24 protein-coding genes are annotated in these 25,659 nt (G+C 66.6%); 6 read left to right on the top strand and 18 right to left on the bottom strand.

Annotated elements, in window-relative coordinates:
• Positions 1 to 61: 61 nt before the first annotated feature.
• From cblC to ACTJLD_RS16760, 3 genes are all read left to right on the top strand, one after another.
• Entirely contained in the window at positions 62 to 2,764 is a 2,703-nt protein-coding gene (gene cblC, locus ACTJLD_RS16750) for a cable pilus usher protein CblC (protein ID WP_059693139.1), read from the top strand.
• 66 nt (positions 2,765 to 2,830) lie between these two features.
• Entirely contained in the window at positions 2,831 to 3,997 is a 1,167-nt protein-coding gene (locus tag ACTJLD_RS16755) for a CfaE/CblD family pilus tip adhesin (protein ID WP_060174050.1), read from the top strand.
• A 55-nt stretch (positions 3,998 to 4,052) separates the two neighbouring features.
• Positions 4,053 to 6,206, top strand: a complete 2,154-nt coding sequence (locus ACTJLD_RS16760; RefSeq protein WP_334011228.1) for an ATP-binding protein — start codon at positions 4,053 to 4,055, stop codon at positions 6,204 to 6,206.
• 53 nt (positions 6,207 to 6,259) lie between these two features.
• On the opposite strand, the gene ACTJLD_RS16765 is transcribed toward ACTJLD_RS16760, so the two are convergent.
• Positions 6,260 to 8,794 carry an ATP-binding protein gene (locus tag ACTJLD_RS16765; protein ID WP_440659325.1) on the bottom strand — a complete coding sequence of 845 codons (2,535 nt, stop codon included), beginning with the start codon at positions 8,792 to 8,794 and terminating at the stop codon, positions 6,260 to 6,262.
• Between the two features lie 395 nt (positions 8,795 to 9,189).
• On the opposite strand from ACTJLD_RS16765, the gene cblR reads away from it, so the two are divergent.
• Entirely contained in the window at positions 9,190 to 9,903 is a 714-nt protein-coding gene (gene cblR, locus ACTJLD_RS16770) for a cable pilus system response regulator transcription factor CblR (RefSeq protein WP_059693132.1), read from the top strand.
• 291 nt (positions 9,904 to 10,194) lie between these two features.
• A complete protein-coding gene (locus tag ACTJLD_RS16775) occupies positions 10,195 to 10,623 on the top strand; it encodes a PRC-barrel domain-containing protein (RefSeq protein WP_059693130.1) in 429 nt (142 codons plus the stop codon).
• A gap of 219 nt (positions 10,624 to 10,842) precedes the next feature.
• On the opposite strand, the gene dapF is transcribed toward ACTJLD_RS16775, so the two are convergent.
• A complete protein-coding gene (dapF, locus tag ACTJLD_RS16780; RefSeq protein ID WP_059693128.1) occupies positions 10,843 to 11,673 on the bottom strand; it encodes a diaminopimelate epimerase in 831 nt (276 codons plus the stop codon).
• A gap of 505 nt (positions 11,674 to 12,178) precedes the next feature.
• On the opposite strand from dapF, the gene ACTJLD_RS16785 reads away from it, so the two are divergent.
• On the top strand, positions 12,179 to 12,382 hold the full coding sequence (locus ACTJLD_RS16785; protein WP_440659326.1) for a hypothetical protein: 204 nt from the start codon (positions 12,179 to 12,181) through the stop codon (positions 12,380 to 12,382).
• Positions 12,383 to 12,440: 58 nt separating this feature from the next.
• On the opposite strand, the gene ACTJLD_RS16790 is transcribed toward ACTJLD_RS16785, so the two are convergent.
• The 16 genes from ACTJLD_RS16790 to ACTJLD_RS16865 all read right to left on the bottom strand — a co-directional run bounded on the left by ACTJLD_RS16790 (position 12,441) and on the right by ACTJLD_RS16865 (position 25,636).
• Positions 12,441 to 12,992 (bottom strand): cytochrome b, encoded by a 552-nt coding sequence (locus ACTJLD_RS16790; protein WP_053059963.1) that lies wholly within the window; start codon positions 12,990 to 12,992, stop codon positions 12,441 to 12,443.
• 162 nt (positions 12,993 to 13,154) lie between these two features.
• Positions 13,155 to 13,838, bottom strand: a complete 684-nt coding sequence (locus ACTJLD_RS16795) for a response regulator transcription factor (protein WP_027790286.1) — start codon at positions 13,836 to 13,838, stop codon at positions 13,155 to 13,157.
• A 13-nt stretch (positions 13,839 to 13,851) separates the two neighbouring features.
• Positions 13,852 to 14,385: a type II secretion system protein gene (locus ACTJLD_RS16800; RefSeq protein WP_334047109.1), complete on the bottom strand. Its 534-nt coding sequence runs from the start codon at positions 14,383 to 14,385 to the stop codon at positions 13,852 to 13,854.
• Positions 14,372 to 14,767 (bottom strand): type II secretion system protein, encoded by a 396-nt coding sequence (locus ACTJLD_RS16805; RefSeq protein ID WP_440659327.1) that lies wholly within the window; start codon positions 14,765 to 14,767, stop codon positions 14,372 to 14,374. The genes ACTJLD_RS16800 and ACTJLD_RS16805 overlap by 14 nt, the downstream gene beginning before the upstream one ends.
• Positions 14,742 to 15,230 (bottom strand): type II secretion system protein, encoded by a 489-nt coding sequence (locus ACTJLD_RS16810; protein ID WP_060194123.1) that lies wholly within the window; start codon positions 15,228 to 15,230, stop codon positions 14,742 to 14,744. Before ACTJLD_RS16810 ends, ACTJLD_RS16805 begins: the two co-directional genes overlap by 26 nt.
• Positions 15,227 to 17,500, bottom strand: a complete 2,274-nt coding sequence (locus tag ACTJLD_RS16815) for a secretin N-terminal domain-containing protein (RefSeq protein WP_440659328.1) — start codon at positions 17,498 to 17,500, stop codon at positions 15,227 to 15,229. Before ACTJLD_RS16815 ends, ACTJLD_RS16810 begins: the two co-directional genes overlap by 4 nt.
• Positions 17,501 to 17,531: 31 nt before the next feature.
• A complete protein-coding gene (locus ACTJLD_RS16820) occupies positions 17,532 to 17,999 on the bottom strand; it encodes a hypothetical protein (protein ID WP_440659329.1) in 468 nt (155 codons plus the stop codon).
• Positions 17,999 to 18,559 carry a hypothetical protein gene (locus ACTJLD_RS16825; RefSeq protein ID WP_440659330.1) on the bottom strand — a complete coding sequence of 187 codons (561 nt, stop codon included), beginning with the start codon at positions 18,557 to 18,559 and terminating at the stop codon, positions 17,999 to 18,001. Before ACTJLD_RS16825 ends, ACTJLD_RS16820 begins: the two co-directional genes overlap by 1 nt.
• On the bottom strand, positions 18,556 to 19,086 hold the full coding sequence (locus tag ACTJLD_RS16830) for a hypothetical protein (protein ID WP_027790293.1): 531 nt from the start codon (positions 19,084 to 19,086) through the stop codon (positions 18,556 to 18,558). Before ACTJLD_RS16830 ends, ACTJLD_RS16825 begins: the two co-directional genes overlap by 4 nt.
• Positions 19,083 to 19,853, bottom strand: coding sequence for a hypothetical protein (locus ACTJLD_RS16835; protein WP_440659331.1), 771 nt, complete (start codon positions 19,851 to 19,853; stop codon positions 19,083 to 19,085). The genes ACTJLD_RS16830 and ACTJLD_RS16835 overlap by 4 nt, the downstream gene beginning before the upstream one ends.
• Positions 19,834 to 21,468, bottom strand: coding sequence for a GspE/PulE family protein (locus ACTJLD_RS16840; protein ID WP_119339052.1), 1,635 nt, complete (start codon positions 21,466 to 21,468; stop codon positions 19,834 to 19,836). Before ACTJLD_RS16840 ends, ACTJLD_RS16835 begins: the two co-directional genes overlap by 20 nt.
• Before the next feature lie 54 nt (positions 21,469 to 21,522).
• Positions 21,523 to 22,704 (bottom strand): type II secretion system F family protein, encoded by a 1,182-nt coding sequence (locus ACTJLD_RS16845; RefSeq protein WP_440659332.1) that lies wholly within the window; start codon positions 22,702 to 22,704, stop codon positions 21,523 to 21,525.
• 2 nt (positions 22,705 to 22,706) lie between these two features.
• Positions 22,707 to 23,216, bottom strand: a complete 510-nt coding sequence (locus tag ACTJLD_RS16850) for a lytic transglycosylase domain-containing protein (protein ID WP_027790297.1) — start codon at positions 23,214 to 23,216, stop codon at positions 22,707 to 22,709.
• Entirely contained in the window at positions 23,191 to 23,631 is a 441-nt protein-coding gene (gene gspG / locus ACTJLD_RS16855) for a type II secretion system major pseudopilin GspG (RefSeq protein ID WP_027790298.1), read from the bottom strand. Before gspG ends, ACTJLD_RS16850 begins: the two co-directional genes overlap by 26 nt.
• 270 nt (positions 23,632 to 23,901) lie before the next feature.
• Complete coding sequence (gene gbpA, locus ACTJLD_RS16860; protein WP_124672742.1) at positions 23,902 to 25,362, bottom strand: N-acetylglucosamine-binding protein GbpA; 1,461 nt, start codon at positions 25,360 to 25,362, stop codon at positions 23,902 to 23,904.
• Positions 25,355 to 25,636 carry a hypothetical protein gene (locus ACTJLD_RS16865; RefSeq protein WP_440659333.1) on the bottom strand — a complete coding sequence of 94 codons (282 nt, stop codon included), beginning with the start codon at positions 25,634 to 25,636 and terminating at the stop codon, positions 25,355 to 25,357. Before ACTJLD_RS16865 ends, gbpA begins: the two co-directional genes overlap by 8 nt.
• Positions 25,637 to 25,659: the final 23 nt, after the last annotated feature.

A 25,659-nucleotide genomic window follows, 5' to 3' on the forward strand; every position in this document is an offset into this window, starting at 1 on the left:
GCGCCTGAACGGCGCGCCCTGTTTTTTGTAGCACTCCTTTGGAAATCTTCCTTATTCCCGCATGATTCCATTCGACCTCAAGAAGACCGTTGTCGCATGCCTGGGCGCTATCTGTGTGATGGACATCGTGTCCGTCGCACACGCCGCTTCGGTTGTGCCGCCTGGGTTCGAGGACATCGTGACGGGGCAGGACGAGCGCATCAACGTCAACTTTCTGGGCAAGCCGCTCGGCTTGTTCCGCGTGTTCGTGACGCCGGATGCGGTGCGTTTCGAGGATTCCGCCCGCCTGTTGCAGGCGCTCGGCTCGCAGCTGAACCCGGCGACGGACGTGTCGACGATCGGCGACGCGCTGTCGAAGTCGATGGCGCGCAACGGCAACCTCGCCTGCGCGGGGCCGGCGGGCGTGAACGGCTGCGGGTATGTCGACACCGACAGCGCGGCCGTGATCTACGACGAAAGCGAAGGCAACATCGAGCTGTTCCTGTCGCGCGACTGGGTGAGCGTCGAAGAGCGCGACCAGCGGTTTCGCGAGCCGTCTCCGATGACGGAAAACGCGCTGATCCATCAGCAGACGATCAACCTGTCGGGCGGGCGCGGCTACGAGAGCCTGTCCGTGTCGGGCACGGGGGCGCTCGGCATCACGCCGAAGAGTTTCATCGGCGGGAACTGGAACTTCACCCATACGGGCTATTCGAGAGGATCGGACAGCCACGTCCAGCTTCAGGATCTCTACTACCGCCACGATCTCGGCACCGAGCATTACGCGCAGGCCGGCCGGATGGACAACCGCAACCTCGCGAGTGCGCTCGGCGGCAACTTCGGGTTCACGATGCTGCCGGTCGGCACGCTCGACGGCATGCGTGTCGGCACGACGCTGGCCTACGTGAACCCGGAAGTTGCGCAGCAGGGCACGCCGGTCACGCTGCTGTTGCCGCGTGATTCGCGTATCGACGCGTACCGCGGGAAGGAGCTGCTGGGCACGTCTTACATGAAGGCCGGCGTCAATGCGCTCGATACGTCTCGCTTTCCGGAAGGCACGTATCCGCTGACGCTGCGCGTGTTCGAGAACGGCGTGCAGGTGCGCACGCAGACAACGCCGTTCACGAAGACGGGCGGCGGTGTCGATTCGCGCACACGACAATGGTTCGCGCAGGCCGGCCGCCCGTCCGACCGGGACGCGCCGGACGGCATGGCAGCGGCAGCCGGCGTGCGGATTCCGCTGTCGCGCGAAATGGCGCTGACAAGCGGCGTCGCGAGCGTCGGCCGGCACGTGTACAACGAGACGGCGCTGGAGTGGCGCCATGCATTTCCGCTGGGCGTGCTCTCCGCCGGCGGTTCGTTCTTCTTCGGGAACGACGGCTCGCGCGGCAACACCCAGCAGATTTCGTTCGCCGACGGCGTGTCGTGGAGTGTGTACCGCTACCAGATGCGCGGCGCGGCGTGCAACGGCCCGGCCGTGTCGTATCGCGACATCGGTTGCTACGACATGCTGAACGCGACCGTGTCGTTTCCGATGGGAAACTGGTCGGCGATGCTTGGCTACACGTACAACAAGAGCGTCGGGCGGTCGCAGGACTGGCAGCCGGACACGCCGGATCGTCCGTGGGCGACACCCGTCTTTCGCCAGGGCGACCAGGTGTCGCGTGCGCTTCAGGCATCGCTATCGCGATCCTTCACATGGCGCAAGGTCAGCACGAACCTGCGCGTCGGCGCGTACGCGAATCGCAGCACAGGTGCCCGCAGCGAGTATGGCGGTTACGTCGGCGTGACGCTGTCGATGGCCGAACCCGCGAGGCAGCTCGGGCGCGCGTCCGCTTACACGTCGGCGGGCGTCGACGTTCGAACGGATCGCAACAGCACGACGACGAACTACACGCTCGACCGCAACTGGAACTGGCAGGGCGACACCTACCGGGAAGTCGCGATCGGCGTGTCGGGCTATGGCACCGAGAGCCTGACCGGTACGGTCCAGGGCCGCTGGAAGGGGCGCTACGGCGACGTCGCCGCGTCGGTCGCGAACAGCTACAGCCGCGACAGCGGCGGCAACAATCCATCGGTGACGGCGAGCTATTCGTCGTCGTTCGCGGTGGCGCGGCAGGGCGTGTTCCTCGGCGCATCCGCGTCGCAGTCGGATCCGCTCGCGGGGTTCGCCGTGCGGGTCGGCAAGCGCGACGATGCGAGCGGCATGGCGGCCGAGGTGCGCAGCGATTCGAGCGCGCGGATCAAGGTGGGGTTCGGGCAGCGCGCGCTGCTGCCGGTGTCTGCCTTCACGCCCGTGACGACCGAAGTGAACGACGCGGGCGCGCAGGCGTCCGCGGGCGCGACGAGCGTGACCGAGGGGCTCGGCAAGCGCACGCTGTTCATGGTGCCGGGGCAGCTCGCGTTGCGCAAAGTCGAAGCGAAGGTGACGTACACCTATGTCGGCCAGGCATTCTCGAAGGGCGGCATGCCGCTGTCGGACAGTGTGATCCTCAATGGCGCGATGCCGCTGATCGACAACGAAGGCGGCTTTATTGCCGAGCTTGATCATAAGGAAAACGAGCTGTTCGTTGTGGATGGTCCGACGCTGATGCGTTGCCCGCTGCACGTGAAGCAGCAGCAGGACGTGCTGATGATGGTGGGCAAGGTGCGCTGCGAAGTGGCCGGACCCGATGCGCTGCCGGCGTCGCTGCGCAAGCAGGCTCGCGTGCGCAAGCTGCTGGAGCATCGCTACGTGATGTCGATGCGGGCGCAGGCATTGGATGTAATCAACGCGGCGCAATGACGCGCACACACGGATGCCGCGCGGCGCGACCCGCGATTTCGAGTACACAAGGAAGCAGTCATTCAAATGATTCAGATCAGTCGAATTCGCTGTCGGGCAATCGTCCTGGCGGTCGCGTCGAGCGCGATCGCGTTCGATGCATCGGCGGCCTCCCAGCAGCCGGCCAACCGCAACGATACTGTGGAAGCCACGCTGGATCGTGGCGCGCCGACGGGGGACGTCGTGGTATTCAACTACGCGTCGGGCGGCTATGACACGACGGATTTCAAGCGATGGGGGCGGAATTCGTGGACGTGCGAATCGGACACCGCCACGGCGACAGGTGCGTGTCCGAAAGAACCGGTCTGGATCGCGGCGGGCAGTTCGACCACGATCCGGCTTACGTTCAAGGAGGAAAAGACGGGCGCCACGGCCGTGCTGGAGCTTCAAGGAGAAAGTGCATACAGTCGCCACCACGATTGCAACGGCAACGCCATATCGGAAGGCTTGTCGGCCGGGCGAACGCCAATCGAGATGGCGCAATCCGCTACCGTGGCAAATTGCCCAGCCATAGGCTGGGATGGGCGAAATATTTTCGTCAAGATCCCCGTCGCGGAGCTGAAGAAGCTCCCGTCGGGCGGAACCTGGAAGGCGAACCTGAAGCTGAACCTGAGGCAATGGGACGTCGGCGGAATCAACCCGAAGATCGCCACTTTCGTGGCGTCAATCAAGCTGGACGTCACCGACAAGAACAACATCCAGGTTTATCTGCCGGAGTTCACGAGCGCGACGCCCACGGTCGACCTCAAGCTGCGCAAGCTGCCGAACGGCAGCCGAATGTCGGGCACGTCGAACGTCGATATGTGCCTGTACGACGGCTACAACTCGCAGAGCACGTGGTTCGACGTGTCGGCGAGCGACGGTTTGACGGTCGACCGTCGCGACAAGGGCCAGTATTCCGTGCTGCTCGCGTCGGACAAGAGCGGCGCGTACGAATCGCGTATCGACTACAACGTGAGCCTGACGTACGCAGGCAAGAACATCGTGCTGCCGAACAACGAGACGGTGCGGCTCCAGGGCGTGAACAACAGCGCCGGTCGCTCGGTATCGCTGCCGGGCATTTCGGTGCCGGTCGTCTGCACGCCGACGCCACTGACACTCGAGACACCGGAATTCCAGTCGGCCTGGAAGCGTCCGGGCAAGTACACCAACAAGCTGACGATCACGTTTACGCCGTCGTCAGCCAGTCTCTAGCGCGTTCGGCGCCCGTGAAGCGGCGCCGAGCGCCTTTACCCCAAACGAATCGATCATGGAAGCAAGGTTCTCCGCGCATCGCCCGGTGTGGCGCATGCTTCGCCACGTATTGACGACGATGCTGCTGACCTTCTCGGTCGGCACGGGCGCCGCGACCGCCTGCTGGAAGCCGATCTTTACTGAAGAGGAGCTGCGCTGGATCGGCGACCACCCGGTCGTCCATATCGCGGTCGAGGCGAACTGGCACCCGATCGAGTACATGCGCAACGGCAGACACGCAGGTCTTGTCGCAGGCTATCTGAGCGCAATCTCGAAGATGACCGGACTCGCGTTCCAGACCGTGCCGGGCACCGAATGGGGACACGCGTACAAGGCGCTCGCGTCAGGCAAGGTCGATTTGCTGCCGGGTGTCTGGCGCGAGCTGGTTCCGGACCGCATCGGCGCCGGTGCGCTGGTCAGCGCGCCCTACCTGGTCGGCCGGCTTACCGTCGTGACGCGCAACGATTCCGCGATGATCTTTGGTCTGCAACGGCTGAAGGGGCGGCGCATCGCGATCAAGGGGCACGGTGCGGTCGAGTACTTCGTCCGCCACAGTGGCGTGCCGCTCCATGTGCTCACGTTCGACACCGAGGAACTGGCGCTTGGCGCGGTCGCCAACGGCGAAGCCGATGCCGCGCTCGGCATCGACGTCACGATCCTGCCGATCGTGCGGCGGCAATTCACCGGGCAGCTTTACATGTCCGGCATGCTGGCCGACCGCCCGGTGTCGCTCGCGATGCTCTCGCGCGCCGACCTGCCGGTGCTCGCGTCGATCATCGACAAGTCGCTCGCGGCCATTCCGGTCAGCGAGACGGCCGAGATCACGCGGGACTCGATCGAGCTGGGCGACTACGGCAAGCCGACGATCCGCTCGATCGTGCATTATCGTGCGCCGGTGGTGCTGGCCATCGCCTTGACGTTGCTGACGTTCGCGGTGCTCGCCTACCTGATGTGGAAATCCCGTGCGGCGGCCATCCGCAGCAAGCGCGACAAGGCGATGTTCCTGGCTTTCGTCAGTCACGAAATCCGCACGCCGATGCAGACGGTCCTGTCGTCGCTCGAATTCCTGCAGCGCTCGCGGCTTCCCGTGCTGCAGGCCGGCCGCGTGGAGGCGGCCGCATCGGCGTCCGAAACGCTGCTGACGCTGCTCGACGACATCCTCGAATATTCGCGCCTCGAATCGCGCAAGGTGACGCTGGCTCCGCAAACGACCGAGCTCGAGGCGTGGGCTCATCAAACCGTCGACATGGTGCGCTGGCGTGCGGAGCGAAAGGCGCTGGCGCTGAGGCTCGAGATTTCGGGGGCGCCGTCGTTGCACGTCCTGATCGATCCGGTTCGCGTGCGCCAGATTGCGCTGAATCTGCTCGTCAATGCGATCAATTTCACGGCGGCCGGCGCCGTTACGCTGCGCGTCCGCTATCTGGCGGCCCGCCACGGGCGCAACGGCGTGTTGCACCTCGAAGTGCGCGACACCGGCATCGGTATCGCGCCCGAACGGTTCGGGCGGGTCTTCGACACCTACTGGCAGGCCGATCGTGCGCCGCAGCAGGGCATCGGCGGCAGCGGGCTCGGGCTCGCGATCTGCCGGGAACTCGTCGAGTTGATGCACGGCTCGATCGCGGTCGAAAGCACGCCGCACGTCGAAACGGTATTCACGGTGCAATTGCCGGCGACGGCAGTGGACGGCGTGCCGTCGACACCGGCCGTCGCGGCGCCGCCGACACTGGCCGACGCAGCGGCAGCGCCGGTGCATCGCGGTGCACCGCGTGTCCTGATCGTCGACGATCACGAAGCCGTGCGGGCCGCGCTGCAGGATCAATGCGACGCGCTCGGCTGTGTCGGCATCGTCGCCGGCGCGGGCGACGATGCGTTGCGGCATCTCGCGCAGGGCCGGATCGACATGGTGCTGCTCGATTGCAATCTGCCCGACATCGACGGTTATGCACTCGCGCGAATGATTCGTCAGGAGGAAACCGCGCGAAAGGCCACGCATGTTCCGATCATTGCGATTTCGGCGGAGTCCGGCGATGCGCACAAGGCGCGTTGCCTGGAAAGCGGCATGGACGGCGTGCTGGGCAAGCCGCTGCGGCTCGAAACGCTCCGGCAGGCGATCGCGACCTGGTGTCCGGCCGATACGGATGGCGCACCGGTTGCGTCGACCGCGCCATAGGGCCGCGACGCGTGCCGGCAGCCGGGGTCCGGGTTTCCGGCCACGCGGGCCATCTATGTTTCGGCGTTGCCCGAATCGTGCCGGCGGGCGTCCGATCCGGCCATGTCGGCGCGATGCAGGCGCAACAGTTCGTCGCCGAGCGCCCGGATGCCTGGCGGCATGGGGCCGGATGCGAACTGCAGCCGGCGCTCGAGTTCGGCTGCCAGTTCGCTCGTCGCCGCATGGCCGGCAACGGCCGCGGCACCCTTGATGCGGTGCGACGCATGACGCGCGCGATCGGCATCGTCATTCGACAACGCATCGCCGAGCACCGCCAGATCCGCATCGACGCTTTGCCGATAGATCGTCCGGAAATCGGCTTGTGCCGACCGCGTGTCCTGCGCCGGTGGCGCGATTTCGTCCGCCGTGCCGGCCGGACACCACAGGTCGATCATCTGGCGCAGCGCATCGAGCCGCAGCGGCTTGCCCAGCACGCCGTCCATGCCGCTGTCGAAGCACCGCTCGCGATGCGCGTCGCCGGTCGACGCCGAGATCGCGATGATGGGCGTGCGCGCCCGTTCTAGCAGGCGTTCGCTGTCGCGCATGCGTCGCACGACCGTATAGCCGTCGATGTCGGGCAGGTCGCAATCGAGCAGCACCATGTCGAATGCCGTGCGCTCGAACTGCGCGAGGGCCTGCTCGCCGGTGCAGGCAACCGCCGAGCGGCATGCGAGCGCGTCGAGTTGATGCGCGATCGCATGTTGAACCGCTTCGTGATCGTCGACGACGAGAATCATCGGGCCGCTCCCGGCCGGCTGCCGCGTGTCGGCTTCAACAGGCGCCAGTCCGTGCGCCGGCAGCGACGGGTCGGACGTCGTCTTCTGTGCCCCGGTCGTGTCGGACGCCTGAATGTGAGCGATGCGCCGTGCCGGCACGATCACCGTGAAGATGGTGCCCTTGTCGGGGCTGCTGCTGACGGTAATCACGCCTTTCATCAGGTCGACCAGTTCGCGACAGATCGACAGTCCCAATCCGCTGCCGCCGACGCGACGGTTACCCGAATGCTCGACACGCTGGTAGGGCTCGAAGATGCGGCGCTGGCGTTCGGGCGGAATGCCGATGCCGGTATCGCGGACCTCGATCACGAGCGAGCCGGCATGGTCCGGCTTGCCGTCGAGATAGTCGACGCGCAGCGCAACCGAACCGGCCGACGTGAACTTGATCGCATTGACGAGCAGATTCAGCACGATCTGCCGCGTGCGCACCGGGTCGATCAGCACGCACAGCCCGGGCGGGCACGCGAGTTCGAGCGCCAGGCTCAGCTTCTTCTCGTCGATTCGCCAGCGCACCATGTCGGCGCTGCGCCGCACCCAGGGCTCGACATGCGTGGGCTCGGGCGCGAGCGTCACGTTGTGCGATTCGAGGCGCGAGTATTCGAGGATGTCGTCGAGCAGCGTCAGCAGCGATTCCGATGCGGCCATCGCCGCGTCCGCGCGACCGGCCTGCTTCGGCGGCAGCGCCGAGCGTTGCAGCAATTCCAGCGACGACAGGATCGTATGCATCGGCGTGCGGATCTCGTGGCTGATGAAGGCGAAGAACATTGCCTTGTCGCGCTCGCTGCGCACCGCCGCGACGCGCGAGCGCCAGGAAACGAATGCGATTGCGGCCAGCGCGAGCAGGCCGGCCCCGGCCGCGGTGACCTGCCAGCGCCGGTAGTAAAGGATCGAGTGCAGCGACGGCTTGCCATAGTCGGCCGATTCGATCCATTGACGTGCGATGTGCTCGGCGTCGCGCGCCGGGATTGCCGCGAGCGACTTGTCGAGAATCGAGGCGAGCACCGGCATGTCGGGGCGCGTGGCGATCGCGAGCGCATACGGGCTGTCCGGCAGGCCGCCCGTTACGAACAGCTTGTCGCGGTATTGCCGCTGCAGCAGCGGCAGGATGGACATGTCGGGGCCGATGGCGACGTCCGCGTCACCATGGGAGACGGCCTCGAGCGCGTCGCGTTCGTCGTCGTAGGTCAGCAGGGTCACGGGGATGTCGCCATGGCGGATCGCGATTTCCAGTGCGCCCCCGCCCTTGATCGCGACACGCCGGCCGGCGAGATTGCGGGAGTCGACGAACAGGTTCTGGCGTTCGGACGCAATGACGAAAACGGTGCCGACGAAATAGGGGCGGCTGACGATGAGGTCGCTGCGGAGCAATGTGGCGCCGCCGCCCGCCGTCGCACCGGAGGCGGTGCCGGGGCCAGGCATTTGAAGTGCATCGGACGCGCCGCGCCAGGTCACGTCGGGAACGACGTCGATCCGGCCGGAGCGCAATGCGTCCATCGAGTCGCGCCAAGTGACGTCGTCGACATACTCGAAGCGCAACCCGCTGATCCGCGCGATGGCGTCGAGAAACGACGGCACCACGCCGACGACCTTGCCGTTTTCGCGAAATTCGAACGGACGCCACCTCGAATCGACGCGGGTGCGCACCACCGGATGCGCGGCGATCCAGGCCTTTTCCTCCGCCGTAAACCGCGGCGCGTCGGCCGCGTCTCCGGGCGCCGGCAGCAACCCGATCATCATGCCGATCAGGACGGCGCAACCCTTCAAACTCACCATGCTCACGTCCTTTCCTCGCTTGCGTTATCGTTCGGGTTGCAACCGAACCGGCCGCGATACCGGAGTGGCCGCGGCGGCGCCGGCCCGCTCCGGCGTCGTGGTTCCCGTCCATCGCGGCGCGCGGCGGCCGGGTCCGCATCGGTCGCCCCGACGAACCCGGGAACCGCCGAAAAACGGGCTCGCCATCATAGGTCGCGCGCCAGGGAAGCGCAACGCCGCCCTGCGGCGGGGGACCAGGCCGAAAAGCCTCGGCCCCGTTTAGCCGACAGGGTTAAAAATTAGCCGGAAAGCCGGTAAGCTAACTCCAATAACCGATGACATCGATGGCCGCTTGCGACGACAAGCAGTAACGCACAGCCGGCTACGGTCGTACCGAAATAAAGAAAGGGTTAGCAATGAGGCCAAAGCACCAGCCGATCCGGGTCGTGATCCTGGACGACCACGCCGTCGTCCAGCACGGGATCGCCAGTTACCTGACGGAGAAAACCGGCATCGAAGTGGCGGCGAGTTTTGCGAAGTCGCGCGACCTGATTCGCTGGCTCGAAGCGAATCACGCGGATGTCGTGCTGCTCGACTATACGCTCGGCCCCGGCGAGATCGACGGCCTCAATCTCGTCAAGCTCGTCAATACGCGCTTCCCGAAATGCCGGATCCTGATGACGTCGAGCAGCGATACGCCGGCGACCGTCAACATGACGATGCGCGCGGGGGCGCTCGGCTTCTTCGGCAAGAGCGAGGATCTCGGCGAGCTTGCGCATGCCATCCGTGTCGTCGCGGGCGGCCGTTCGTACATCAGCGCCGAACTGGCCGCCCGGATGGAATCGAGCGCGACGCCCGACCCGCGCATGGCCGACACGAAGGCGGCGGGCGACGGCACGCTGCCGCCCGAATCGGCATCGTCTGCCGAGCTGCGCCTCAGCCCGCGCGAGCACGAGGTGCTGCGCTGCTTTCTCGCCGGCATGTCCGTATCCGACATCGCGTCGAAGTTCTCCCGCAGCCCCAAGACGATCAGCGCGCAGAAGCAATCGGCGTTTCGCAAGCTCGGCATTCGTAGTGATGCCGAACTTTTCGCATCCCGCAAGCTGATCGAGGAAAGCCGGACGGTTTGATCGACAGGCCGCCGACGCGCGGCATCGAATATCCGCGCGTTCGTTGATCTCGGTCCGGATCGCCCCACCTGCCACGTTGCACCCCGAACGCATGATCCGTCGAATGCGGCTACCATGAACGTCGTGTTGCACGCTGCGGCCCGGCCATGCCGGTCCGTCATGCACGCACGCAGTGGCGGTGCGGCCGGCCGCCACGCCACCGACGAAGCGCGGGGTGCTCACCGATCGGCCGTTGCGCCTGCCTCGCTTCGCCCCCGGAATCAACAACAACCGAACCGGAGTGCAATACACATGAAGTTCTACAAAACCCTCATCGCAGCAACCGTCCTCGCATCGAGCGTCAGCGCGCACGCGCAGATCGCGGGTGCGCAGCCGATCAGCGTCACCGTCGAGCAATCGCAGGCGCTGCTCGAAGGCTGGAGCGTGAAGAAGAGCGTGCTCGGCAAGGCCGTCTACAACGACGACAACCAGAAGGTCGGCACCGTGCGCGACCTGATCGTCGCGCCGGACGGCTCGGTGTCCGCGGCGATCGTGTCGGCCGGCGGCTTCCTCGGCGTGGCCGCGCACGACGTCGCGGTGCCGATCGCGTCGCTCGACGTGCGCAAGGGCAACATCTACCTGCCGGGCGCGACGAAGGAAGCGCTGAAGGCGACGCCGGCATTCCAGTACGCGAAGGTGCCGTCGCCGCCGAAGCCGAAGAAGGTCGACGAAAAGCACTGATCGTCGATTCGATGCATCGCAGCCCGGCGCGCACCGCGCCGGGTCCGGCGACCGCCGTTCGTCGATGGCCATGCGAGTCGGCGCGAGTCGGCGGGGGCTCGGCCTCGCATCATGGCTCCGGGCGAATTGCCCCGACGATCGATGCCGATGCGGCGGCGCATCGCGCGCGAATCGGCGCGGTGCGCCGCCACACGCCGTGAATGCCGCGCATGCCGGCGATCAGATCGCCGGCTTCTCTTCGTCCACCCACACCCCGTCGAACCCGAACGAAACCGGCCCGCTCAGGAGCACGCTGCCGGCGCCGTCCCATCGAACGGTGACGTCGCCGCCGTCGCAGGTCACCCGCACCGTATCGTCGAGCAGCCCGCGCCGGATGCCGTTGACGACCGCACCGCACGAACACGATCCCGAACCGAGCGGCACGCCGCCGCCGCGCTCCCAGATGCGCAGGCGAATATGCGTGCGATCGATGACCTGAACGAAATGCACGTTGGTTTTCTGCGGAAACAGCGGATGCGTTTCGATGGCGGGGCCGAGCGCCGCGACGTCGATCGTGTGGAGATCGTCGACGAAGAACGTGCAATGCGGGTTGCCCATGTTGCAGGCGGCCGGCGCGCCGGGCAGCGGCAGCGCGAGGGTGTCGAGTGCGTCGGCGACCGGCACGTCCCGCCAGCCGGTGAGCGGCGTGCCCATCTCGACGGTGATCAGGCCGTTCGTCTCCCGCGAACACACGAGATAACCGCGGCGGGTCCGCAGCACGAGCGACGCCATGCCGGTTTCCCGCATCAGTTGCCGCGCGACGCCGCGCGTCGCGCTGCCGCAGGTGTCGAGCGGCGAGCCGTCGGCGTTCCAGAACGCGACGCGGGCCGCTGCGTCGTCGCAGTCCGACACGACGGCAAGCTGGTTGAAGCCGATGCCTCTGTGCCGGTCGCCCATGCGCCGCACGAGGTCGCGGTCGATACGCGGCGCGTGTTCCTGATCCTGACCGCGCAGGTCGACGATGACGAAGTCGTCGCCGTTTGCGTTCATCTTCTGAAATCCGATCGGCATGGCGGTTCCGGCAGGGAGACAGGCGAACACTGTACGTGACTCGCCGTTCCCGATCAATCGCATGCCGGACTGGCGGTTTGCATGAATTTGTTCTTGTCGCGGCTGCGTCGATAGGGCGGCTGCGGGGTTTCCTTCCTTTGCGTTCCTGTCGGGCCGCATGGAGGGGGCCGGCGATCGCCGCATCGAGGGACGACGTCAGGACCTCGAGCGTCCATTCACACGATGGCTTTTTCGTTAAAACCGCCTCTATTCCAGGGGATTCGGTGATTTCATCCGGACGACGTGCTGGCCACCGCCACGCCGCCGAATCCCGTGCAAGCTGCCGATCAGCTATACGGGAGCAGGCAATCTCGGCATCGGCGGCGGCGGATCGGTCACCGTTCCGGACAAAGGCGACGTGTTGTCGAACGGCATCTCGCTCGGCAATTGCGCGGCCTCCGCGAAGCCGACCACCGGCTTGCGCGACAAGGCCGCACAACCGAACGCGGACAAGACGCTGTTGTAGTTGAGCGCGCCGGTAGCCCGCGCGGTGGCGCAGGGTTTCAACCTCGTGATGACCGACGCGTCGACCGGCGAGTGGATTGCCGGTGGCGATCCGGTGAGTGCCGGGCAGTACCCGATGAAGCGCGTGGGCAACATGGCGACGATTCCGCTGCGCGCGCAATACATCCGTAGCGGCGCCGCCGAGTTGACGTTCACGTTTCCGTGATGGCAGCTCGATTCGCCGGCCGCGCCCTGCGAGATGCGGGTATGTCGACAATGCGAGATCACAGCATGCGCTTCAACACATCGTTCTTCGACACGAAATGATGCTTGAGCGCGGCACCGGCATGCGCCGCCACCAGGGCCGCCAGCGTGTAGCAGGCGATCTTGTGGAGGGCGAACCAGTGCTCCGTCACCGGCCCTGCCGAGAACGGCGTCTTCACGAATACCGTCCAGAACAGCCAGTACCCTTCGGGCACCATCAGGTAGCCGCTTACGAGGACCACGGCGATGAGCGCATAGATCAGCGAATGCACCAGATGCGCGACCGCACGCTGCTTTTCCGGAATCGACTGAAGATCCGGCGGCGCCTTGCGGAAGAACGACCAGAGATACCGCAGCGGAAACAGCGCGATCAGGCAGGTCGCGAGCGACATGTTGAGCGTCGACACGAAGCCCCAGATCGCCGGTTGCGTGATGAAGTGAAGCGAGATGCCGGCAACCATCGTGTAGAGAATGATGGCCGCGAAGATCCAGTGCATCGCGCGGGAGAGCCGATCGTATCGGCGGACCTGGGGTGATCGGTGCCGCACGTGCGGCAGGGAAACGGAAGACATGATTCAACATCCTTGATCGGGTGTCGATCGGTGGATCGACATGATTTAAAGATGAGAATTATCTTGACCGTGCCGCGCGACGTAAAAGTTCATGAAGGATTTCTCAACGCGTGCGGCGCCTGCCCGTCACGGCCGCGCGGGCCGCGTTCGGCTGCGAACGGCTCAGGTCCGCTCGAGCCGATACCCGTAGTTGTAGATCGTCGTGATGACGAGCCCGTTCTTCGGCCGCAGCCCGAGACTCCTGCGCAGCTTGCTCACGTAGGTCGCCAGCGTCGCGTCGTATTTCCGGTCGACGACGCCCCATACGTGCTTGATCATCATGTCCTTCGACACGATCCGGCCGACACTCTCGAACAGCATCAGCGCGAGATCGAACTCGCGCCGGGCCAGTTCGACGGGCGCGCCGTCCACGGTGGCGACGTGTGTACCGGTGTCGAGCGCGAATTTCCCGACCTCGACGATCTTCGCCCGCTGCGTTTCCGGATAGTACTTCCGCGCCTGGGCGCTCACGCGCGCGATCAGTTCGCGTTCGCGCAGCGGCTTGACGAGATAATCGTCGGCGCCATTGTTGAGGCCGAACACGATGTCGTCCTCGCCGTCGTGCTGCGTCATCATGATGATCGGCAGCGCGTCGGCGAACGAATCGCGCGCCCAGCGCATCACGTCGATGCCCGACATGCCGGGTACGTCCCAGTCGAGCAGCAGCACGTCGACGCGCGTCGAGCGTACCAGTTCGACGAAGCTCTCGCCGTCGTGACGGACCTCGGTTTCGTAGCCGGCCTTCTCCAGCCAGCGGGCCACGACACCCGCCTGCGTCACGATGTCTTCCAGGATTGCAACGATCATGTTGTTTCCGCTTTCAGTGTGCGGCTCCGGTTGCCGACGTGCCGGCCGCGTTTGCAGCACCGTCGCCGGGCGCCGGCGGCAGGTAAACGAAAGTCCATTCGCCATACGTGTCGCGGTCGCCGAACGACTCGTAGCGGACCGGGAACCCCTGGCGTTTCAGCGGCCGGCCGGCCGCTTCGCTGAACACGCCCATGATGCCGCCGTCCGGCGCCTTCACGAGCCCCCATCGGGTCGACCCGGTCAGCGGGTCGGCATACAGGCGTCGCAAATGGCGCTGGGTCGGCAAGGTCCGGCGATCCTCCAGCAACGCGTCGAGCGACTCGGGATAGCGGTTTTGCCCCGCTGCGCCGTAGTAGCGTTCGATCGCCGCGCGATACTGGTCGCCGACGAACAGCAGCTCGGCTTCGCGGTCGCGTTGCTGAACGGTGCTCCAGATGCGCGTCGCCTCGGTCATCCCGAGGCCGAGCGCCGCGACGAGCATCAGCACGCCGAGATACGCGATGCCGCGTTGGGTGCGCGGGCGTTGCCGCAGGTTACCACGTCTCATAGCTGCTTCCGTCGAGCGCGTTTCCCTTTGCGCCGCTCTTGATGTCGGCCACGCCGCCGCTGTCGCCGGCCAGAGGGCGCCACGAATTGCGCTTGCCCGTCACCGGGTCGAGCGGCACTTCACGCAGGTAGCGATTTTCGACGAGCGCCTCGAGCGAGGCCGGGTCGCGGCCGTGGTCGGCGCGATAATCGTCGATCGACTGGCGCAGCGTATTCAGGTTGTGGCGCAGCACGGTTTCCTTCGCGCGGTCGCCCTGCTTCAGATAGCCGGGCGCGACGAACGCGGTCAGCGCCGCGATGATCGCCATGACGACGAGCAGTTCGACGAGCGTGAAGCCGGCGGTGCGACGCGCACGTCTACCATTGGTTGTAAGGGACGCCATTGATGCCCTCCTTGCGGTTGGTGGAACGGATGTCGAACACGTCCTCGCCCGACGAAAAGGATGCCGGATCGCTTGCGTAACTGCGCGTTTCCCACATCTCGTCGGGCGCCTTGCCGTCGCATTCGCACATCGGATCGGCGGGAATCTTGCGCAGGAAATACAGCCGCGCGCCGTTCGGGGACGTCTTGTCCTCGACGCCCTCGACCAGCGTGCGCAGATCCGGCGGATAGCCGCTCGCGTCGGCGCTGTGCTCGATCCGTCCTTCGCCGGCCGCCGCCTTGTAGGCATCGAGCGCCGACCGGATGACGACCAGCGCGCGGCGCAGCTCGGTTTCGTCGGCGCGGCGCCTGGCGAGATCGGTCAGCGGCAAGGCGACGGTGGCGAGCAGCGCAAGCAGCGTCAGCGCGACCATCATCTCGATCAGCGTGAAGCCGCGCGCGCGGCGGCGCCGTGCGGCGCTCATGCGACGCTCCAGGGGCTGGGCAGCCGTCCGGACGCGTCGGCGTGCAGGGTCGATCCGGGCACGGCGCCGCCGTTGACGGACGCCATGAACGACACCAGCGAGCCGATCAGCGAGCGCACCATGGCCAGCAGCCCGCGCTTTTCGGTCGCGGACGCCGCCGCGTCGGCCGGCAGGTCCGCCGCCGCGACGACGGCGGCCTCGGCCTTCGGCGGCGGCACGGCGCGCGTGGCCGAGGCGGGCTCGATCGCATGCGCGCGAGGCAGCGGCAACGCGGCCGCTTCCGCACGCACACGCATCATGCTGCCGCCTTTCATCGTGGGCCTGCCCGATACGGCCCCGGCGTCGCCCGATTCTTCGGCCGGGGAGGCTTCAGCGCCCTGCGCGGTATCGACGGCCTCGTCCGGGCCCGGTTGCGCGGCAGGCGCGGCGTCCGCGACGGGTGCCGCCGGTTCGATCGGCGCATCGAGATCCGGGCCGTTCGACGAAGCCGACGAAGCCCTCGGGGCCGGCGCGGCCGATGCGGATTCGAGCGTCAGCGCCTCGGTCGTCACGCGCGTCTCGGTCCCCGACAGGAACGTGGTGACGGCCGACGTCGGCAGGTCGAGGTTGCGCTCGATGTGCGGGGTAATCAGCAGTACGATTTCCGAGCGCTCGTTGCTGCGGCCGTTCGAGCCGAACAGGCGGCCGACGACGGGCAGGCCCGACACGCCGGGCAGACCCGAGACGTTCTCGATCTCGTTGCGCTTGACGAGGCCGGCGAGGATCTGCGTTTCGCCGTTTCGCGCGGTCATCAGGGTTTCCGCATTGCGCGTCCCGAGCGAATAGGCGACGAGGCCGGTCTTGGTCGTTTCCTTCGACAGGATGCTGCTGACTTCCATGTTGACCTTCACGCTGACCTCGTCGTCGAGGCTGATGCGCGGCTCCACCTTCAGCATCAGGCCGACGTCCTGGTAGCTGACGGATTCCGTGACGACGCCGTTGGCGTTCGTGGTCGTGACGATCGGCACGCGTTCGCCGATCTTGATGTTGGCCTTTTCCATGTTGCGTACGCGGATCTTCGGATTCGCGAGCGTCTTGGTCTTGCCCTGCTTCTGCAGCATGTCGATCGCGAGCGACAGCGCGCCGGATTCGCTGGATACGCCGATCCGGTCGCGGTTCAGGCGCAGCAGGTCGCCGAGCGTCAGCGCCGCGCCCTCCGCGCCGCCGAGCGCGCCGAACTGCACGCGGCCCGGGTACTGGATGCCGAGATCGAGGCTGTCGTTCATGTTGACCTCCAGCACCTGCACGTCGAGCGTGACTTCGGACTGGGGGATGTCCAGCCCCATCACGACGCGCTCGGCCACCTGGATCGTTTCGGGCGTGTCGCGCAGGACGACCGCGTTGACGCGCTCGTCCACGTAGATGTCCTTCGGCTTGATCATCTGGCGCAGTGCCGCCATCACCGATTTCGCGTCCGCGTGCGACAGGAAGAAGGTGCGCAGCGCGAACTCGGTATAGGTGCGGCTTTTCTCCGGCTGCGACGGGTAGACGAGCAGCGTGTGCTTGTCGAGCACCTTCTTCTCGAGCTGGTTCGTGCGCAGCAGCAGGTTGATCGCATCCTCGGCGGTGGTGCGCTCGGCGAACAGCGTGGCGGGCTGGTTCGTATCGACGTCGCGGTCGAACACGAAGTTCACGCCGGACACGCGCGAGATCACGTCGAAGATGTTCGACATCGGCTGCTGCTTGAAATTGAGCGAAACCGGCTTGCGCAGCGCGTCGGACAGTTGCGGGCGCACGGGACGGCTCGCCTGCGACGCGCGCAGCAGCGCATCGCGCAGCCGCTTGGCTTCCGCGTGGTTCGGCTGTTCGGCAAGGATGCGCCGCGCGATCTCGAGGGCTTCCTGCGGTTGCTCGCCGCGGATGCGCTGTGCGCGCGACAGTTCGACCGCCATTTGCTGGCGGCGCTTGACCTGCTCGAGTTCCTGACGGGCGCGCAGATTGCCGGCGTCCTCGGCCAGCACGTTGTTCAGGTGATCGATCGCCGCGCTGTGGTTGCCCTGCGCGTTTTGCCGGTCGGCGGCCTTCAGCTCGGCGCGCACGTATTCCTGCCGCGTGAGTTCGAGGGAAGTGGCGATCCGGATGTCTTCCGGTGCGGCTTCCTTCTGCTGCTGGAGCGTGCCGAGGCGTTCGGCGGATGTCCCGGCGGCGGACGGGCTGCCGGCCGGGAGGCTCGAGCATCCCGCCAGCGCCAGCGCCGAGGTCAGGAGCAATAGACTGATGGTTCGTTTCATCATGGTGTTCGATAGAAGTTCGATTCGCAATTCAATGGGTCGGCGACGGCGGCGACAGCTCGATGTCCGAGCCGTTTCGGGTCATGACGACCGGACCTGTTTCGCCCAGCGTTTTCAGCCGGTAGCCGTCGGCGATCTCGCCGCCCGGCAATACGGCATCGCGGACGCCGCAGCGGCGTCCGCACAGCAGGAATGTCTTGCCGTCGCCTTCCAGCACGACGATGCGCTGCCCTTGCGTGCGCCATTCGCCGGCAATCTCGAACGGCATCGGCGGCGCGGCGGCGGCGTCGATCGGATCGCTCAGCGCCGGCGGCTCCGCCGCGGGCGGTTCGACAGGGTCGGGCGTGGCGGGGGGCGCGTCTTCCGCGCCGAGCGACACCCAGCTTTGGGCCGGGAACACGTCGACGATGCTCGGCTGGCCGACGGACTCGTGCGCCAGGCTGCCGCCTGAGGCGGCAACGGCCAGCGCCGCCGCGACGCGTATGAAGGTGCGGCGCATCATGCGTCGGGCCCCAGCAGGCTGACCCGCAGATCGACGTTGACGACGGGGCTGTCGATCTTTTCGCGCTCGATCGTGACGCTCTCGATACGCACCATCGGCTGGTCGGCGATTTTCCGCATCGCTTCGCGCAATCCGGCGTAGCTGCCGCTCAGCGCGATGCTGATCGTGAGCCGTCGCAGCTTGCCCTTCACCTCGGCCTCGCGCCGGTAGGTCGCGTGCTTCCGTTCCAGGCCGTTCTGCGACAGGATCTCGAACAGCGAATACGCCTGCTCGCGGCTGCGCAGCTGCTGGACGTCGTGCAGTGTCATGCCGCCGTCGCCGTCGCCGGCCTTCGGGCCGGGCTTGGGCAGCGCGGCCAGATCCTTGGCGAGCGCGCCGCGCGTCGCGTCGAGTCGCGCGCCGCCCGGTTGGATATAAAGCGCGTGCAGGCCGAGCAGGGCGACGACCGCGCCGGCCGCCAGCAGCCCGGGCACGCCGAGCTTGCGGGTCGCGACATAGCGCCCCCAGCGCAACCGCGCAGCAAGCGCCGTTTTGTCGATTGCATTCAGGTGGGTCATGGATGTTCGATGCTCAGGCTGAAGTGAAAAATGGCCTTGCCGTCCTCGGTCTTCATCCGATGCTGGAGCAGGCCGATCATGCGGTCCGGATGGCGGTCGTGCAGGCGGTCGACGAACAGGTAGACGTGCGACAGCTCCGCGGCACCGCCTTCGATGCGCGCCTCGCGGCCCGCCTTGTCCACCGTCAGCGACTTCAGCGCGATCTGTGGGGTCCAGGCGTGCTCGATCCAGTCGATCACCGACAGGCCGGAGCCCTTGTCGGTCATCGTCTGTTCGGCCAGCACGCGCTCGATGCGCCGCTGCTCGGGCGTCTTGGCCTTCTCCCGCCGCTGTTCGCGCTCGATGACGCGCTGACGCTGCTCGATGCGCTTCTCGACCTGCTCGACATCGTCACGCAGTGCTTCGACGCGGTTCCATTCGCTGCCGGCGAAGAGCCCGGCAGCCAGCGCGCAGCACAGCGCGATGCCGGCCCACGGCGTCAGGCGCGTGCGCGGCGCGGCGAAGTTCAGTTCCGACAGGCGCTTCATGCCGGATCCTCCGCCGCGACATCCATCGGTTCGGCCGTGCGGCCATCCGCCGGCGCGCACGCCGCGTCGCCATCGGCGAATATCGAACCGTCGAACCGGCATGCATGCGCGTCGCCGCCGGCCGGCTGCCCGGCGATCAGCGCCGCCGCGGCGAACCAGTCGTCGGGGCGGTCGCCGGCGCGCGGCAACGTGACGATGTCGGCCCATTCGCCCGAACGCCGGAAAATGCACGTCACGACGTGCGGCTGGCGAAGCGCGAAGCGGAAATCGTCGCCGACCAGCCGGGCGGTGTGCGAGGCGAGCGACGCCGACAGCGCGTCGCGGAAGCTGGCGAGCCGCCAGCCGGCCGCGCGGCTCGCGTCGACGAGCGCCGCGAGGAGTTCGTCGCAGGCCGCGACCGCAAGGCGCGCGCGGCCGCGCCGTTCGTCCTCGATGAGGATGCGCAACGCGCCGCGCTGCGCGCGCGCGGCGAACAGCATGCGGGCATACGCATCCCACGCGGCGTCCGACACCAGGCCTTCCTGCCAGGGCAGCACCACACCGTGCGACCACGGATGCCCGACGACGACGTGGAGGCGGTTGCGCATCGGCAGGCGCGCTTTCGGCAGGCCGGCGAGCACCTGCGCGAGCGCGTCGGCCGGCCGGCCCTCGTGGGCGACGACGGCGAGCGGCGCACCGGTGCGCCGTGCGCGCCGGCTTTCATGCGCCCGGACGTGCAGCGTATCGGCGTCGATCAGCACGGTGACGTCATTCCAGAGCGATTGCACGCTGCACCTCCTGGAATGTCGTCATTCGTGCGCGCACCGCCGCCAGCCCCGCGTCGCGCATCGACTGGTAGTCGGGGTGCTCCGCGAGTGCGCGCGCGCGCTTCTCGATCGAGCGCTCGAGCAGGGCCGCCTTCAGCGGCGCATCCAGCGCAAGCACTTCGGCAAGCCCGATCCGGCCGTGGTAGCCCGTGCCGCGGCACGTGTCGCAGCCGGCGCCGGCTGCCACCTCGCGCCGAAGCACGTCGGGCGGCGCGTCGGCCAGATCCGCGCCGCTCGTCGCCGGAGCGCCGCAGGTCGCGCAGATTCGCCGCACCAGTCGCTGCGATACGACGCCGTTGAGCGCCTCGAGAAAGGTCGACGGTTCCACGCCCATGTAGATGAAGCGGTCGATCACGCTGAAGCCGTCGTTCGCGTGCACGGTCGACAGCACGCGGTGGCCGGTGAGTGCCGACTGCACCGCGATCGACGCGGTTTCCTCGTCGCGGATCTCGCCGACCATCACCGTGTCCGGATCGTGCCGCAGGATCGAACGCAGCCCGCGCGCGAAGGTGAGGCCCTTGCGCTCGTTGACCGGAATCTGCAGCACGCCCTTCAGCTCGTATTCGACCGGATCCTCGATCGTGATGATCTTGTCGTCGCCCGTGTTCACCTCCGACAGCACGGCATAAAGCGTCGTCGACTTGCCGCTTCCGGTCGGCCCCGTCACGAGCATGAGCCCGTAGGGGCGATGGGCGAGCGCACGCACGCGGCGGGCGGTCGACGCGTCGAAGCCGAGCACGTCGAGGCTCACGCTGTCGCCGCGTTGCGACTTGTCGAGCACGCGCATCACCGCGTTCTCGCCGTAGGTGCCGGGGATGATGGAGACGCGGAAATCGATTTCTCGCCCCTGCATCACGATCTTGAAGCGGCCGTCCTGCGGCACGCGTTTTTCCGCGATGTCGAGGGCCGCGAGCACCTTGAGCCGCGACATCGTCTGCGTGGCGACTTCGATGCCGGGAATGTGGCGGATCGACTGCAGGACGCCGTCGATCCGGTAGCGGATCGACAGGCCGTCCGCCGCCGATTCGAGGTGAATGTCGCTCGCGCGGCTCTGCAGCGCGTCGTACAGCGTCGAGTTGACCAGCCGGATGATCGGGCTTTCGTCCCGGGCGATGCTGGCGAGCGAAATCGATTCGGTCACGCGCGCGAGCGTGTCGCCCGATGCGTCGATCGTCACGTCGTCCATCGCGCGTTCGTTCGATTCGAGATCGCCGAGCAGGCGCTCGACTTCGCCGGGGGTGCTCATCGCGAGACTGACCGGCCGCGCGCCGACGCGCGAGAGCAGTTCGTCGCGCACGCTGCGCGCGACCGGATCGGCGACGACGATGCACGGTGCACCGTTGCGCTTGATCGGCAGTGCGCGCAGCGCCAGCGCGTCGTGCAGCGGCAACAGGTCGAAATGCGTCGGCGCGGCGCGCAGCGTGTCGGCGTCGATCGGATCGATGCCGAGGCAGGCCGCCACTTCGGCGAGACGCGTCGCGTCGGCGCGCATCAGGTCGTTGACATACTCGGCGAAACCGATGCCGGACGCCTCGCTTTCCGCGTGCCAGCGTTGAATCAGGTGTTGCGTAGTCATCTTGAATTCTCCAGTTGGGAAGCGGGAAGGCGGGCATCTGGCCGGCCGGGGCCGCTATCCGACGCTGCCGGCCAATTCGAAGATCGGCATGTACAGCAGCAGAACCACCGCGCCGACCGTTGCGCCGACCGCGAGCATCAGCACCGGTTCGAAAACCTTGCTGATCATTTCGATCGACCGGTCGAGCGCGCCGTCGTGGAACTGCGCGATGTGCTCGCACATTCCGCCCAGGTCGCCGCTCTGTTCGCCGACGCGCAGCAGCCGCTCGGCGACGGAGGTCGTCAGTGCATGGGCCGCGAAGACGGTCGATACCGATCGTCCGGCACGCAACTCGGTCAGCGCGGTCGCGAGGCGCGCCCCGAAATGCGCGGGCAGCACCTTGCCGGACAATTCCAGCGCGTCGATCACGGGCGTGCCGCCCGCGATCAGGAGTCCGACGGTTCGATAGAACCGGGTCAGGGCGAACAGCGCACAAACGTCGCGCACCTTCGGCGCCCGCCACATCAGCCGCTGCACCGCGCGCTTCGCGGCGGCCGAGCGCACCGCCAGCCCCGCGCCGACGGCCGCCGCGGCGGCCGCCATGCCGACTGCCGCGCCGTTCTCGCGCAACAGGGTCGCCCACCAGAGCATCGCCTGCGCGGTCGGCGGCAGCGTGGTCAGCGACTCGAACACCACCGCGAAACGCGGAATCACGAAAAAGGCCATGAACAGCAGGATCGCGACGCCGACGCCGATCACGACCGCCGGATAAATCAGCGCGCCGGTGACCCGCTTGCGGATCTGCTCGATCCGCACTTCGTATTGCTGGTAGCGCTTCAGTACGGCGGGCAACTGGCCGCTGTCTTCCGACGACGCGATCGTCGCGACGAGCAGCCCCGGAAAGACGTCGGGCTGTCGCGCAAGCGCCGCGGATAACGGCTGCCCTTGGTACATCACCGACAGGATCCGGTCGATCACCTGCTTCGACGCCTTGCCGGCATCGTTCTTGTCGCGCAGCGCCTCGAGCGCTTCGATCAGCACGAGGCCCGCATCGAGCAGCGTCGACAGTTCCTGGAGGAACAGCGCGAGCGCAAATTTCGGTGCGCGCTTGCGTCTGGCCAGGCGTGCGCGGCGAATGTCGAGCGCGACACCGCCTTGCGCCGCGATCCGGGCCCGCACGTCCGCTTCACCCGCTGCTTCGATCGTCTGCAGGGCGACCTTGCCGTCGGCAAGCACCCGAACCTGAAACGATTGCATGGCTACCTCCGCCATTCGTCGAGCAACGCCGAGCTGGCGACGCGGTTGCTGGTCAGCGTCTGGTACTCGCGCCAGACCTTGGTCGCATACGATTTGCGCACCGGTTCGCGCTTCGCCGACGATCCGGCGTTGTAGGCGCCGACGGCATTCCATGTGTAGCCGTGCCGTTCGATGAAGCCGGCGAGAATCGACGCGCCGGTGTCGATCGACGTACAGGGCTCGTTGATCAGGCGCCCGTGCGTGACGCCTGTCTTGATCAATCGCGGCAGGTGCGAGCTGTTGATCTGCATCAGCCCGATGTCGTAGGTGCCGTTGCGGTTGTAATTGATCGCGCGAGGATTCAGCGACGATTCCACTTTCGCGATCGCGACGAGCAGGAGCGGATCGATGCCGTGCCGCTCGCCTGCCTGGGTAAAGCAATCCTTGGCTGCGGCGCCGGACGCGCAGACGGCGATCGCCGCCGCGACGGTCCAGCGACGCAGGCCCTTACATGCCGTAGACGAGGTCCGCATCGTTGCCGCTCCCTCCGACACGACCGTCCCGACCGAGCGACACGATCTCCGCCTCGCCGTCGCGGCCCGGCACGTTCCACTGATAGGCCCGGCCCCAGCCGTCCTTCGGCACGGCCTTCGCGAGATAGGGGCCGTTCCACCCGTCGGTGTTCTGCGGCTGCTTGACCAGCGCATCGAGCCCTTCGTCGGCGCTCGGATAGCGGCCCGTGTCGAGCCTGAACTGCGTGACCGCGTCGCCGAGCGTCTTCATCTGCGATTCGGTCGAGCGGACCTTCGCCTTGTCGACCTGCGAAAAGAGTTTCGGGCCGACATAACCTGCCAGCAGCGCGATGATCAGCAGCACCACCAGCAATTCGAGCAAGGTGAAGCCACGCTGGCCTCGCTTCTTCGTCCATTTCGGATAGTTCGATTTCACGTTGTATGCCCTCGGTTTAAGTTCCGACGCGATTCGCGGGTCGGAGTGTCGTCGTATTGCGGACGACTGATGAATGGCGCGCTGTGGGGAAGGGGGCTTGTTCGGGCCCGAGCGCCGTTTGATAACGTCATTTTGCAAACGCGATGCAGGCGCCGCAATTTTCATGAAGGATGTCTCAACAAACTTCGAAACACGCCGCGCATGCACCCGTCGAGGACGGGCGAGCCGCACGCCGTTGGCGCGCGGCTCGCGGGATTCATGCGGGAATCCTTACTTGCTGCATGCGCCGAGATCCTTCCAGACCTTGCCGGTGTGATCGGCGCCGGTCGTCGCGGGCGAGCCCGGCACGTCGTTCTGGGTCCACCAGCGCGCCTCGTAGGTGCGGCCGTTGTGCTGCACCTTCGCGCCGCCCGTATAGGCCGTGCCCTGCTTCCACGCGGCCTGGCACTGCGCGCCTTCGCCGCCGCCCGTGCCGCCGGTCAGCTTGAACGTGACGGTTTCCTGCTTCAGCGTGCCGCCTTCGATCTGCGACGTCGCCACGGCCGTGTGCGCGCCGGCCTTCGCATTCGCGATGTCGACGCTCAGGTCGCCCTGCATCCGCATCGTTGCCGACTTCGAGCCGACCAGCGAATTGGCCGCGTCGTACACCTTCATCGTGACGCTGGTGTCCTTCGCGTGATTGAACTTCAGGAAGAACTTCGCGGTGGCCTTGCCGTTCTCGATCTTGAATTCCGGGTTGCTCGTGACGCTGAAACCTTCGTCGATGCCCGATTCCGGCTTCTTCTCGACCGTCGTCTCCGTGCGCACGATGCCGCTGCCGCTCTTGGCGAACACGTTGTTCGCGCCCAGCCCCGGCTCGATGCGCCCGTCGCGCTCGATGCCTGCCAGCAGGCTGGCCGACTGCACGCGGTTGATTTCCTTCGCGAGCAGCATCGGCCACATGTTGCGTTCGCCCTGTTCGGCCGTGCCGATCGTGACGGTCGTCTTCATCGACGGTACTTCGCCGCCCGACTTGAACACGCGGTTCATGACCTTGTCGCCGGCCTTCAGGTCGACGGTCGGCGCGATGGTGCCGACGGACGACCAGCTCGGCTTGCCCGGGTCGGTCGGGCCGCCGTCCGCCTTGATGTTGAGGTCGGCCACGTTGTAGAACATGCCGGCCGTGTCGCCGACGTGCCACGTGCTCAGCATCACGTGATGGCCGGTGCGGTCCGACGGAATCGTGCAGTTGTGCGGCCCGATCGCGTCGGCCTTCTGCATGCCGCCGTCGACCGTGCAGAACGGCGTCAGGTCGAACTGGTCGCGCGTCAGCGGCAGGTTCGGGTTCCAGCCCTGCTTCGTCAGGTAGTACTTGAAGTTCTTCGTCACGTGCGGCGCGGTGAACGTCCACTTGAACTGCTGCGCGCCCGGCTTGATGTCGTTGGTTTTCCAGCGGTCGACGGATTGCTCGTTCAGTTCGCTGAACTGCACGACGCCGCCGCTTGCGATCTGTCCGTCGGGCGCACCGGCCTGAGGGAAGCCCTGTTTGCCTTCGACGCTTTGCGGCTCCCATGTGACCGAGCCGCAGTTGAAGTTTTGCGCCGGGCCCTGCTTCGAGCTGCACATCAGGTTGCGCGACGGCGGATCGGAGAGGTAGCCGTGCGCGAACGCATGTTGCGCGAAGAACATGGATGCGCATGCGACCAGCGGCGAAAGTTTGAAGAGCGTTCGGCTCGCGGTGTGTTTATTCATGGTGTGTAGGAGATGGGTCGTATCTGTCGGTACTGCTTTCGAAAGAGCGGTTGATCGAAGCCGGCACGGTGCCCGGCGTTTGCGCGTCGTGCATCGGGTGGGATGCGACACGGGTTGCAGTTTCCGCGAGCGCGGCGGGGGCGGGAATCTTCCTGAACGATTCATCAAGAATCCGGCTTCCGGTTTCCGAAAAACCGGCATTTCTTGAGACATCCTTGAGATTGATTGGCGCGGGGCGGCGGGGAAAAAACAATGCGACGGTCGATTCAGACACTCTTTCAATTTCTCAAGGATGAC

The organism is Burkholderia sp. 22088 (assembly GCF_052045915.1).
Taxonomy (GTDB): domain Bacteria; phylum Pseudomonadota; class Gammaproteobacteria; order Burkholderiales; family Burkholderiaceae; genus Burkholderia; species Burkholderia cepacia.